We start from the raw sequence: 13,999 nt of genomic DNA on the forward strand, positions 1-13,999 counted from the left end.
TTTCACGAAATTAAAATCACTTATTGAATAATTTATCCTCAAATCATAAAATGGAACAAAGAGATACTTCTTTTTGTTCCATTTTTATTTAAAAGTTAATTTATTAGAATTTAATATTCTTCCTACAAATTGTTTTTTCGAAGTATTAATATATAATGTGTTAATAATCTGACATAAATGGCAATATATCTGTTGTAATACCTAAATATATACATATTAATAGAATTATTTTCAGAATTTATTTGTTAATTTCACATGGCTTTTTTGTAAAACACTGTATATCAATATGTTATGTATTATATATAATAAGGTATAAAACGGCATTTTAATCCTCTCTATTTTCTATATGCCATCTTCTCCACATTATCAAAGAATTCACTGATTTTTTCATTTTTAAAAACTTTTATTATGAAGCTAAAATTATCTTTGTTACTCGTTTTAATTATTACGTTTTCATGGTCGCAGAGCTCTCAGACCATCAAAACATTTACAGCCAATGGTACTTTGGTAGTCCCTGCTGGTGTTACCAGTATTAGTTCTCAGGCTTGGGGCGGAGGAGGATCTGGCGGAGGTGCCAGTGGTGCTGGATTGCTTTTTGGGCGAGGTGCCGCCGGTGGAGGTGGAGGAGCTTATGCAAGTGCTACACTTCCGGTTACTCCGGGCGAAACCCTATATGCAACTGTTGCAGGCTCAACCCCGGGATCTACGGGATCTAATGGTACAGCTGGATTGAATTCTTCAGTTGCCACAGCTTATGATTTATTGCTTTCTGCAGCCGGAGGATCTGGCGGTGGCGCTAATAATGCCGGAGGCACACCACTAGGCGGCATTGGCGGAACAGTTGCTGCATCGACAGGAACAATTAAGTTTGCAGGTTTGAATGGCGTTAATGGTAATACATGGTCGCTATTGTCTATACTTTTAACGTCTGGTGCCGGAGGTGCCGGAGCAAATTTTGGAGGTGCGGGCGGTCCTGCAGTTGGAAGTTTAATTTTAGGTACTGCACCCGGTAATTCAGGTTCAGCACCCGGCGGCGGCGGTAGTGGTGCAATCAATTCAGCACTTGGTACCTCTCAGGCTGGCGGATCTGGCGCTGCGGGTAAAGTAATTATTGCGTATACTTGTCCAACTTATAGTATAACAAGTCTAAGTGCAACAAAGATTTGTGCTGCCGGTAATCATGAATCTACAGTAACAATAAATTCTAGCACTTCATCATTACCAGTTGGTACTTATGTGGTAACGTATAACAGAAGCAATCCAAGTGCTACTGGATTAACTGCAAATTTAACCGTTACTACAGCTGGTACAGGAGACTTTCAGGCAGTAGGATTAAGTTCTACAAATGGATTTTGTGAAATAACAATTACTAAACTTGCTTCTGTATCTTGTTCTTCTACATTGACCAGTAATAATGTAGCTGGCATAGTAATACTGCCGGCAACCGTAGGAGGAACAGTAAGCGGTGGTACTACAATTAATTCAGGAAGTACAAGTGGTTTGTTAACCTTGTCAGGCAGTATAGGAGAACCTACTAATTGGCAATCCTCAGTAAGTCCTTTTACGGTATGGATGGATATAGCGAATACTAGTACACAGTATACTTCCGGTCCATTAACACAAACTACTCAGTTTAGAGCTGTTGTCGAAAGTGTATATTGTGATCCGGAATATTCTACGGCAACAACTGTTACTGTAAATACTGCTCCAACAATACAGCTGGCAAATTCTACTTCAAATGTCTGTTCCAGCAGTATTGCAAAAACTACAACTCTGGAACGTGGCTGGGATTCGGGATCACTAACTACTTATAGTATTATTTGGAATTCTTCTCCACCCAATAGTTTTGCAGCAGTTACTGATGTAGCGTTAGTGGTAGCCACCCCATTACAAATTGCAGTTCCTGCCGGAACATTACCCGGAACTTATACAGGAACAGTAACTGTAAAAAACACAAATGGAGCTGTTAGTAATCCGGGGAATATTTTTACTCTAACTGTAATTAAAACTCCTACAATTACTACAGAAGGAACAATTACTTCAGTTTGTAAAAGTGGGGGAATAGAAACTACATCACTTGTTTATACTCAAAGTACCGATGCTCCCACAGCATATAGAATTGATTGGAACGATACAGCAAATGCGGCATTCTTGACAGATCAGGAACTTACCCCATTTAATTTTTCACCAGGCGGTGGTATTAACAATACAATTGAGGTATCACCAAATGTTACGCCAGGAACATACTCAGGTATACTTTATGTTAAGAACAGTAATTGTGAGGGATCGGCTCCTGTATCTATAACGATTTCACCTGCAACAGTTGGCGGAACAGTAAGCGGAGGGACAACAATTAATTCAGGAAGCACAAGCGGTTTGTTAACCTTGTCTGGTCATACTGGATCAGTTGTTAAATGGCAATCTTCAGTAAGTCCGTTTACAACATGGTCAGATATTGCGAATACAAATACGACCTATACTTCTGGAGCATTAACAGAAACTACACAATTTAGAGCTGTTGTTCAGAGTTGTAGTGAAGTAAATTCAGCAGCAACAACTGTTACTGTAGATAGTGCTCCACAAATAACAGATGTATTTGTACTTGAGACTTGTTTTGTTACTCGTCAATTTTCAATATTTATGCCATTGCATTACACAGAAACTACCGGTACAGGAACAACGTATAGCATCGTCTGGAATTCATCTCCTGCAAATAGTTTTGCAGCGGTTACTGATGCAGTTTTGACACCTAGTCCGCTCAGTATTATTATTCCTGCAGGAACAGTTCCCGGGACTTACACAGGCATATTGACCATAAAAAATTCAAGTGGGATTAGCAGTCCGGGATTTGATTTTACTGTAAAATTAAATGAGATCCCTCAAGTTGTTATACCTCAGCCAATTACTTCTGTGTGTGCAAGTACAAGCCTGCAATATACATCATTGCAATATTTTAATGGTACAGGCAATGCCACCGAATATTTTATTGATTGGGACAATACAGCAAATGCTAGTTTGCTAAATGATCAGCCTGTTACTCCATATAAATTTGCAGAAGAGGGTATTCTCGAAACAATTGAAATATCTGCAAATGCGCTTCCCGGAACTTACTCTGGTACAATTTATTTGGCAAATGAACATTGTAACGGATCATATCCGGTATCTATAACAATTTCACCTAAAACTATTGGTGGAACAGTAAGCGGAGGTACAACAATTAATTACGGAAGCACAAGTGATTTGTTAACCTTATCAGGTCATACAGGATCAGTTGTTAAATGGCAATCTTCTGTAAGTCCGTTTACAACATGGATAGATATTGCGAATACAAATACGACTTATACTTCAGGAGCATTAACCGAAACTACTCAATTTAGAGCTGTTGTTAAGAGTGGTGTTTGTAGTGAAATAAATTCAGCATCAACAATTGTTACTGTAGATAGTACTCCACAAATAACAGACGTATTATTGATTGAGTCTTGTTCTACTCGTCAATTTTCAACATTTGTGCCATTACATTACACAGAAACTACCGGGACTGGAACAACGTATAGCATTGTCTGGAATTCATCTCCTGCAAATAGTTTTGCAGCGGTTACTGATGCAGCTTTGACCCCTAGTCTCAGTATTATTATTCCCGCAGAAACAGATCCGGGGACTTACACAGGCACATTGACCATAAAAAATTCAAGTGGGATTAGCAGTCCGGGATTTGATTTTACTGTAAAAATACATGAAGTCCCTCAAATTTATACAACTCACGAAGTTCCTTCTGTGTGTGCAAGTACAAGCCTGCAATATTTCTCATTGCAATATTTTGGTACGACAGGCAATCCCACCGAATATTATATTGACTGGGATGATACAGCAAATGCTGCTTTGCTAAATGATCAGCCTGTTACTGCATATAAATTTGCAGAAGAGGGTATTCTCGAAACAAATGAAATATCTGCAAATGCGCTTCCCGGAACTTACTCTGGTGTAATTTATTACACCAATGAACATTGTACCGGAGGATATAGCATACGCATTACAATTTCACCTGCAACAGTTGGAGGAGCAGTAAGCGGAGGTGCGACAATTAATTCCGGAGACACAAGTGGTTTGTTAACCCTGTCAGGTCAAACAGGATCAGTTGTTAAATGGCAATCAGCAATTAGTCCTTTTACAGAATGGACGTGGACAGATATAGCCAATACAGATACTACATATACTTCAGGATCATTAACGCAAACTACACAATTTAGAGCTGTTGTTCAGAGTGGTGATTGTGCTGTTATAAATTCAGAACCAACCACTGTTACTGTAAATAGTGTACCAACTATCGAGTTAACAAATTCTGCAATACAATATTGTTTGGATGAGTATACCTATTCACACTATGCGAATTTACCTTACGATAATACAACGGGATCTCCTGTAACATATAGTATAGTTTGGGATTCATCGCCAACTAATAACTTTACACCAGTCACTGATGTTGCGTTACCTGCTACTCCAATTAAGATTTTTGTTCCTGTAGGAACAACTTCAGCGACATACAGTGGAACATTAACGGTAAAAAATGCAAATGGCGACATGAGTAGTCCTTTGGCTTTTACTTTAAAGATTGGCAAATCCCCTTCAATTACTATATATGATGTAATTAGACCCGTTTGTGCGAGTAGTGATTTGCAAAATGCAGTATTAGAATATTCTATCGTTTCAGGTAATCCTACCAGTTATTATATTGACTGGAATCAAACGGCAAATGATGCTTTATTGGATGACCAGCCTAGCACTCCGTATGAATTTGAAGGAATAGGAGGTCTTATAGAAACAATTCAAATTTCTGCAAATGCCCAGCCGGGAACTTATTCCGGAACACTATATATTGTTGATGCCCCTTGTGTGGGTTCTCATGCGGTATCTATTGTAATTAAAGCGTCGCCAACAGCTCCTATTATTGGCGAAATCACTCCAGCTTTACCCAACGGTCCTCTAGGAACCGTTGCTCTAAGCGGGCTGCCATTGGGTGAATGGGTAATATTGGTCACTCCAATGTCTGGGGGACGTCAATCCTTGCAACGTGGGAGTGGTGAAAATACATTTATTACTGCTCTTGGTGAAGATTCATATACTTTTTCAGTGACCAATAACGATACTGACTGTGGATCTGCAGAATCAGAAATTGCTGTAGTTCCTTATGCTCCTGCACAAGAAAAAACGACTAAAACTAAAGTAACTTCTGAATCGTCGGATAATAATGTTTTGGTATCGGTTTTAAACAAAGAAATTAATATCGATACTTTTAATCAAAATATCGATAATGTATTTGTTTACGATGTTTCCGGTAATTTAATCTACAGGAAAAATGCAGTAGGAGATTCTAAATTAAGTATCGATAATTTACGAGCAAGCAATCAGGTCTTAATTGTAAAAGTAGTGCTTAGTAACAGTCATATCGAGACTAAAAAAGTAATGTATTAAATATTTTTGAGATTAGATTAAAAAGCCACTTGTCGAAAGATAAGTGGTTTTTTTATTAGGAGCTATTTCCTGCCATCCACTATATCTTTACTTTCCTAAAGAAGGAAAGCAAAGGATGCCGCTTCTGTCAGGGCTAAGGCATTTGGTTTAATAGAAACTTTATTGTTCAATATTCTTTGCTGCAAACTATAGTTTATACTGCAATGTTTTCATTTCGACTTTCTTTTACAATTTTATTACTTTAGAAGAGAATAAATCCAGTTACAATAAAAGGCAAAATATACACTAATATATTTTGCCTTTTTTTATTGCCTAAAAAAAGACTACCTCATTTGTTTTATGTGAGTTTAAATTTATTCTTATTTATTGCTCTTTCTTCATCCGATTTTCAAACATCACTTGGCTAGTAATTCTATTTGATTTACCTATTAAAGTATCAAGTTAAAATACTTTGCTGTTAACCTATAGATTTTGTTCCATCATTATATCATATTTCTTACTGCCTTTTCTACAATTCTACTATTTGCAATAAATGCCTTTATCTGTCAAACTAAAAACTTTTAAAGGAGCAATTACATCCTTAATAGTTGCAATATTTGAATAACTAAATAACGGCATCCCTTGGATCTAAAGGGATTCAGGGTATTTATCCGCAATAGTTTTGCAATCAGCGTATTATGCTTTCTGCTTCTTTTTTATCCAAAACAGCAATCATTTATCACAATGATTTTTTATGAGAATTTTAAAAATTAAGCAATGAGTGAATTATGGCCGATTGTTTTTTAAAAATGGCATTAGTTTAAAAATTAGAAAATGAAATTAAAAAGTAATTAAAAAATGAGTTAAAAACAAAAAAAATGGATGAGGAGAAAATTAGCAAAATGAATTAAAAACTAAAAACAGAAATGAAGAGAAATAAAATAAAAATGAACAAAAATTTACTTATCGTATTAGCCTTTCTTTTATTTAATATAGGATACGGGCAAACATTAAAAACATGGACAGGAGCTACGAGTTCTGCCTGGGAAGAAGGTTCGAACTGGGATACTGGAAATGTACCTACACCTCTTGATGATGTACTAATAACAAATGCCGATAATCAGCCTGAAATATCTGAATTAGGAACATCTTGTGCTGCCCTTATGTTGACAAATTCAACTTCAGGTAGTGTTGTTGTTCTTACTGTAAAAACAGGATCGTTTTCTACAGCATCAATAACAATGAACAATACCGGAGGTGATGCAACCAGCGATTGTAGTTTAAAAATTGAGGGTGGAACAGTAAGTGTAACAGGAAATATTGTAATGACTGGTACCGCTCTTCAAAATGACGTGACTTTTACCGGTCTCGGAAATTTAACAATAGGAGGAATAATGAACGGCGGAACGTTAAATGCCATTGGAATGGGAACTGTAACTTATAATGGTACAGGGACACGAAATGTAGGCACATATACTTATCATAACTTAACGCTATCAGGTAGTGGTGTCAGAACCATAACTCCTGGAGTACTGGTAAACGCTACCTTTACTATGGCAGGTGCCGCAAAAGCTTCTGCTGCGCCAACTTATGGTAACAATGCTGCTTTAAAATATAGTGCAGTATCCACCACGGCAGGTCCGGAATGGATTACGCCATTTGCTGCAAAAGGAGGAATTGAAATTATTCAAGGTAGTACGGTTGCTTTAAATAGTCCTACTGCAGCAGAAAAAAGATTTAACGATGGAGTTCCTTTTATTATAAATGAGGAGGCTTCGTTAGCAGTAACTAATACGGAATTATATTTTGGAGGTAACTTTATCAATAACTGGGGTTCTTTAACTACTGATAAATTTGTTTATTTAACAGGTGGTGTTAATCAGACCATAGCTAGTTTTACATCTACAGAAGGTATTGCTATGATTAAAAGTGCTGGTATTGCAACTTTTATAGGAAAAATAGAGACAAAACAATTAACGATTAATGGCTTAGGAACACTTAATCTAGGCTCAGGTCTAACTCATACATTTTCTTCTGACTGGACCAGAACTCAGGGAACATTAAATGCAGGTTCCTCTATTTTAAAAATAGCAGGTAATGTAGTAGGTACTGGAGGCAGTTTTAATGCGGGAACCAGTACAGTAGAGTTTAATGGAGCAGCACAAAATTTAGGAACGGGATCACTGATATATAATAATCTTAAATTGTCTGGAACCGGAATTAAAACTTTTGGAGCTACAACTACTATAAGTGAAACTTTTTCGATATCGTCAGGAGTATTTGCTGATCTAACTGCTAATTTGGTGCATAAGGCAAAATATATAAAACTAGGAGACGCTGCTCAAGCTGGTGGATCATGGGGAAGTAAAAATTCGAACGCAGTTAATAAAAACGATTCTTATTTTATTCTTAATAATGGTATTGTAAATGTTGGCCCTACAATAGTAGTAAATACTAATAGTATAGCAGCAATGACTTCTGTTTATGGTACGCCATCAGCACCAAAAACTTTTACTATATCAGGTACTGATATTGTTGGAGGAATTTTAGTTACTACGCCTGCAGGATTTGAAGTAAGCACAGATGGAACTAATTTTTCTAATACAATTACGATAGGTCCAGCAGGTTATATCGCCAATACAATAGCATATGTTCGATTAAAAGGAACAATTGATGCAAAAAATTATTCTGGAGATATAGTTTTAACAAGTACTGGTACAACTCCGATAACGATACCAATTCCAACAAGTACAGTAGATAAAGCACCGTTAAAAATCACAACAGAGAATAAGAATATAAAATATGGAGATGAAATTCCAGTTTTAACAGCAACTTATGATAAATTCGTAAATAATGATACTACAGCAAGTTTAGGCACATCCTTTAAAATTGAAACAACAGCGGTTAAAGGAAGTGCAGCAAAACAATATAACATCACATTTAGTGGAGCAAATTCATTAAACTATGATATTACTTATGGGCAAAAAGGAATCTTAACTATTGATAAAGCTGTCTTAACAATTACCACGAATAGTGATAGTAGAGCTTACGGATCAGATAATCCAGTTTTCACAGCTAATTATGTTGGTTTTAAAAACGGAGATGCAGTAGCAAGCTTAGGTCCATTATTTAAAATTGAGACTGAGGCTACAAAACAAAGTCCGGTAGAAAAATATAAAATTATAGCTAGTGGAGCAGATTCACCAAACTATACTTTTGATTACAAGCAAACTGGAATTTTAGATGTTTTTGCTAAAGAATTAATTATCACAGCAGATAGAGTTGAAAAAACACACGGCGAAAAGAATCCAATTTTAACCGTAAAATATTCTGGCTTTATAGATGGAGATAACGAAGAGAGTTTGACTTTTACTAAACCTGTCATTACAACTACGGCAGTTACTGAAAGCATAATAGGAAATTATCCTATTACGGTTAGCGGAGCAGCTTCTAAAAATTATGAAATTACATTTGTTGCTGGTATTTTAGAGGTACTTCCTTCAAGTGATGCTAATTTATCTGATATTATTGTTAATAAAGAGGACATAGTTCCAGCTTTTGATCCGGCTAAAAAAGGTTACACTATAGAGGTTCCAAATAGCACTGATTCAATTGTAATTAATCCAATACCACACAGCCCATATGCAACTGTTGTAATGACAATTGAGGGAGTAACGATTGATCCTTTAAATCCATTAGATTTAAAAGTAGGAGATAATGTAATTAAGATTGAGGTTACAGCTGAAGATGGTATTACACAAGAAACGTATGAAATAATTGTTAAAAGAGAAGAAGCTCCTCTTTCTAATAATTCAGGTTTAACAGATTTAGCGATTAGTGAAGGTAAGTTAGAGCCTGGTTTTACAGAAGGAAATACAGCTTATACAGCAACAGTACCTTATAATGTTGAAAATATAACTGCTACGCCAGTTACAGCTGATTCTACAGCAAAAGTAACTATAGATGGAGTGGAAGTACCTAGTGGAACTGCTTCGGCAGATCTTCCATTAAAAGTTGGTGAGAATACGATTACAACCGTAGTTACAGCTCAGGACGGTACAATTACTACTTATACAGTAGTTGTTACCAGAGAAGCAGCACCTTTATCTAATAATTCAGGTTTGACAGACTTAGCGATTAGTGAAGGTAAGTTAGAGCCTGGTTTTACAGAAGGAAATATAGCTTATACAGCAACAGTACCTTATAATGTTGAAAATATAACTGCTACGCCAGTTACAGCTGATTCTACAGCAAAAGTAACTATAGATGGAGTGGAAGTACCTAGTGGAACTGCTTCGGCAGATCTTCCATTAAAAGTTGGTGAGAATACGATTACAACCGTAGTTACAGCTCAGGACGGTACAATTACTACTTATACAGTAGTTGTTACCAGAGAAGCAGCACCTTTATCTAATAATTCAGGTTTGACAGACTTAGCGATCAGCGAAGGTACATTAAGTCCGGTTTTTGAAGAAGGAGTTACAAAATACGACACTACTGTTCCTAATGATGTTACAACTATTAAAGTAACGCCAACTACTGCAGATACTACAGCGACAGTAACCGTAAATGGAAAAGAAGTACCGAGTGGAAAATCTTCTGGTGAAATTGATTTACAAGTAGGTAAAAATGAAATTACTACTGTAGTTACAGCTCAGGATGGAACTACAACTACTTATACAGTAATCGTTACAAGAGAGCCTTCCGGTAATGCAGGTTTAGCAGATATTGCTTTAAGTGACGGAGATTTAAGCCCGGCATTTAATACAGATACAAAAGATTACAGAGTAGATGTGCCAAATGAAACTAATTCAATTGTAATTACACCAACTCCAATAGATCCAACTGCAAAAGTAGAAATGATCGTTGACGGTGTAACTGTTGATCCTACTGCTCCAATAGATTTAAAAGTAGGAGACAATATAATTACAGTAGTTGTTACTGCAGAAGATGGAACAAAAGAAACGTATACAGTTATTGTAAACAGAGCAGATGAAGGACCACAAGCAATTGTGCCAACAAATGTAATAACTCCAAACGGAGATGGTAAAAATGACTATTGGATAATTGACGGTCTGGATAAATATCCAAATAATTCAGTTAAAGTTTTTGACAGAGCAGCAAGATTGGTGTATTCTAAAAATAATTATAACAACGATTGGGATGGTACTTTTAAAGGATCTCCGGTTAATGAAGATACTTATTACTACCTAATTGATTTAGGAAATGGTTCACCTAAAATGAAAGGATTCATTTCAATCATTAGAAACTAAGAATCTAGAGCAAAAGAAACTAAAAATAGTAAAAGTGGTTAGAAGACAACCACACAGACATCAATACAATGAAGATAAAATCAATAAAAACAGTCTATTTACAGGCAATTTTGTTCCTGCTAATAGTAGGAACAAACTCCGCAAATGCGCAGTTAACAGAATACGAGGCCATGTATTTTCAAAATCAGTATATTAATAACCCTGCTATGGCAGGGTTAGAGGAAGGGGCAAAACTGAACTTAGGATACCAAAGACAATGGGACGAAGTTCCGGGGAATCCGATATTGATGAATGCAACTTTTGAATACAATTCTGGAAACAGAACCGGACTTGGATTAAATGTAACAAGCGACAGAGCCGGTTTAATTAACAGAACAAGAATAATGGGAACCTATGCTTATCATTTGCCAATAGGAGCAGAAGAAAAGCTTCATTTCGGGATATCTGCAGGAGCAAAATTTGCTTCAATTGATTATGGTAAAGTGATAGGTGATAAAGATGATGCTGTTTTGCAAAATTTTAATGAAGGAGTAAAATTAGATGGAGATTTAGGTATTGCATATACCGACAGATTATTGACAGTTCAGGCATCAGTGCCAAAACTTCATAATTTGTTCTATGAAAATGATAATGGTGTGCAAAATTACGCAGATCGCTCTACTTTTTATTCAGCCGTTAGTTACAAGATATTATTATCAAATTACGATGAAAACTTAAATATTGAGCCATTAGTTGCGTACAGAGGTATTAAAGGACACAAAGATATTTTAGACATGGGTGGAAGATTTAATTTTCCGGATTACAAGATGAATATATCTGCATTTTACCACACCAATAAAACTGTTTCGACAGCATTTGGAATTTCAGTTGATGATTTAGGTATTTTCCTTGCTTACTCTAAATATTTTGGAAGTTTGGGCGCTTATGCAAACAATACTTTTGAAGTTGGATTGAATTATAAAATAAAATAAAGAATTTGAAAAAAGCATATAAGTTCTTTAGTAGAGGAAAGAATTTAATATGTTTTCAAACAAAAGCCAGTGATATAATTTCACTGGCTTTTTTGGTTTTGACATATTTTAAATACGTATCATCTATTTGTATTCTCTTCTTCTATTCCCATAGTGAGTCTGTCGTCAAGTTATAGATTTCAAAAATATATACCATTCAAAATCAGACTTCGGCAAAACCTTTATTCTTCAAAAACTTTTTCAGTATCAACAGGATTATTCTCCTGATATAATTTTTTACCAATCATACCTTTATCACCAAGAGCCCGTCCTTTTATCAGCCATGCAATTCCGAAAGCAAAAAGAGCAAGCGCCTCAAAAAGTAAAGTTGAATACGTAAACAATTTCAAGGTTTCGGAAACAGGAACCATAACCACAAAAACAAGTATCGAATAACCGCAAGATCTGTAAATATTATTCTCGTTAAGAATGCTTTTAGGATCTCTCGTTTCATTTTTCTGACCAATCGTAAAAACGTTAATCGACAATAAAGCCATGATTAAAAACAGTAAAGCTGCAAAACTATAATGAAGCCATCCCAGCCATTTTTCAGGATAAGGAATCAGTGTGTAAATTTTAATCGCAAAATCATCCGGATTCATTGGAATTAACGCTACACCAATAGCCATAATTCCGGCGATATTAGTTAGCAAGTTATCATTTTTCCAGATCGAAGCATTGCTGGTACCTTTGTAGCAAATCAAAAATAAACCAACAGCACACAAAGTTCCTGTGAAAATTTCCCTGAGATTAGTGAAATAATAATGACTAATTGAAGGCTGAACCTGTGTTTTGAAAAAAGAAATAAAAGACAAACCAACCAAAAGTATCGGCATGCTTATTCCTAAATAACCAATGGCACGCCTGATTCTTCTGTAAGTAAAAATATCATCGCGCTCGATTTCGATTTCTGTGTTGTTTATTCTCATAGACGTTGCATTAATATAGAAATCAGTTATTTTGTGTTATTTAAATCACTATTTTCTCGAAAACAAATTCTCCACAACCCACGCCGGACCAATCATTAAAAATTGAAGATCTTTTAAAAACGAAGGTTTTTTGCCTTCAATATTATGTCCGTAAAATTGACCAATCCATGCGATAATAAACACGCCAATAGAGAATATCCATAACGGTAGAAATTGCCCAATATAATAATTCACCACCAAGCAAATTGCAGAAAAAATAGCGATTTTGATTGCCATTGCAACAGATAACCGAATGTAAAAAATGAGCACAAAAAGCAAAACAACAACAGCCCAGTTTTCTATAATTGGCGCATTCAGTTTTAAAGTATTGGCGATAAAGCCACTCGGAATACTCATCAGTAATCCTACAATCGAAAAGTAAATTGCCGGAACACAAACATAGTGTATTGCTTTGTTTTTTGGGTTTTGATGACTTACGGCATATTCGTCAAACCATTGGTCTAATGTTCTCATTTTTTTGGGTTTAGATAGATAACAAATCTATTAAATTTTTCTGAGTTTGTTTTAAATCAAAAAAATATAAACATTAACCCGTTCCGGAATTAGTTAAATGAAAGGCAAAAAGTAACTTCAGGATGAAAGAAAGAACCGATACGAAAATTTAACTACGATTGTGAATATCTATTTTTAGAATTTAAGAGTTTTATTTTCTTTAAAATCTATCTTTGGCATCCTTAAAAAAAATGAAAAATGAGCGCAACTTGGTACGAATGCAAAGTAAAATATAGAAAAACAGATGATATCGGAACACAAAAGGTTACTACAGAACCTTACTTGGTAGATGCGATATCGTATACAGAAGCCGAAAGCAGAATTAATGAAGAAATGAAGGCATATGTAAGCGAAGAATTTAAAATCACGAATATAAAAGTGGCAAATTATGCCGAAATTCATCCTTTTGAAAATGCCGATCGATGGTTTAAATCGAAAGTTACTTTAATGGCTTATGATGAAGAAAGCGGTAAAGAACGCAAAACAAATATGTACTTGTTAGTTCAGGCAAACGATGTAAAAGAGGCGTACGACAATACGATTGCGGCAATGAAAAACACAATGGGCGACTACACAATTCCCGCAATTTCTGAATCGCCAATTATGGACGTTTTTCCATATTTTAGTGGCGAAGAAGGAGATTTAGAACAATTAGAAAGATTTAATGCACTAAAAGCTTCTAAACCAGAAATTGTTGCCGTGGGAGATGCAGGCGAAAGCATAGAAGATCTTGTTGAGGTTGAAAATGAATAACTTATCAAGATTATAAAACAAAAAAAGAGAACCT

At 35.6% G+C, this 13,999-nt stretch carries 6 protein-coding genes; 4 read left to right on the plus strand and 2 right to left on the minus strand.

From position 1 onward, the window contains the following. Positions 1-408 precede the first annotated feature (408 nt). The 3 genes from OLM54_RS20440 (at position 409) to OLM54_RS20450 (ending at position 11,692) form a co-directional block, all read left to right on the plus strand. Positions 409-5,469: a T9SS sorting signal type C domain-containing protein gene (locus OLM54_RS20440; RefSeq protein WP_264536377.1), complete on the plus strand. Its 5,061-nt coding sequence runs from the start codon at positions 409-411 to the stop codon at positions 5,467-5,469. A 926-nt stretch (positions 5,470-6,395) separates the two neighbouring features. Beyond that, on the plus strand, positions 6,396-10,721 hold the full coding sequence (locus OLM54_RS20445) for a cadherin-like beta sandwich domain-containing protein (RefSeq protein WP_264536378.1): 4,326 nt from the start codon (positions 6,396-6,398) through the stop codon (positions 10,719-10,721). A 68-nt stretch (positions 10,722-10,789) separates the two neighbouring features. Next, positions 10,790-11,692 carry a PorP/SprF family type IX secretion system membrane protein gene (locus OLM54_RS20450; RefSeq protein WP_264536379.1) on the plus strand — a complete coding sequence of 301 codons (903 nt, stop codon included), beginning with the start codon at positions 10,790-10,792 and terminating at the stop codon, positions 11,690-11,692. Positions 11,693-11,913: 221 nt separating this feature from the next. Here OLM54_RS20450 and OLM54_RS20455 read toward each other — a convergent pair whose 3' ends face one another. Then, positions 11,914-12,660 (minus strand): hypothetical protein, encoded by a 747-nt coding sequence (locus tag OLM54_RS20455; protein WP_264536380.1) that lies wholly within the window; start codon positions 12,658-12,660, stop codon positions 11,914-11,916. A 48-nt stretch (positions 12,661-12,708) separates the two neighbouring features. After that, entirely contained in the window at positions 12,709-13,173 is a 465-nt protein-coding gene (locus OLM54_RS20460; RefSeq protein WP_264536381.1) for a DUF962 domain-containing protein, read from the minus strand. 237 nt (positions 13,174-13,410) lie between these two features. On the opposite strand from OLM54_RS20460, the gene OLM54_RS20465 reads away from it, so the two are divergent. Next, positions 13,411-13,965, plus strand: coding sequence for a DUF4494 domain-containing protein (locus tag OLM54_RS20465; protein WP_264536382.1), 555 nt, complete (start codon positions 13,411-13,413; stop codon positions 13,963-13,965). Positions 13,966-13,999: the final 34 nt, after the last annotated feature.

It is taken from the genome of Flavobacterium sp. N1736 (assembly GCF_025947065.1).
Classification (GTDB): Bacteria; Bacteroidota; Bacteroidia; order Flavobacteriales; family Flavobacteriaceae; genus Flavobacterium.

What these genes read in the sequence shown, in the direction of transcription:
- OLM54_RS20445 (WP_264536378.1), top strand. Translation starts at nt 6,396, where the DNA reads ATGAACAAAAATTTACTTATCGTATTAGCCTTTCTTTTATTTAATATA.
- OLM54_RS20455 (WP_264536380.1), bottom strand. Translation starts at nt 12,660, where the DNA reads ATGAGAATAAACAACACAGAAATCGAAATCGAGCGCGATGATATTTTT.
- OLM54_RS20460 (WP_264536381.1), bottom strand. Translation starts at nt 13,173, where the DNA reads ATGAGAACATTAGACCAATGGTTTGACGAATATGCCGTAAGTCATCAA.
- OLM54_RS20465 (WP_264536382.1), top strand. Translation starts at nt 13,411, where the DNA reads ATGAGCGCAACTTGGTACGAATGCAAAGTAAAATATAGAAAAACAGAT.
- OLM54_RS20450 (WP_264536379.1), top strand. Translation starts at nt 10,790, where the DNA reads ATGAAGATAAAATCAATAAAAACAGTCTATTTACAGGCAATTTTGTTC.
- OLM54_RS20440 (WP_264536377.1), top strand. Translation starts at nt 409, where the DNA reads ATGAAGCTAAAATTATCTTTGTTACTCGTTTTAATTATTACGTTTTCA.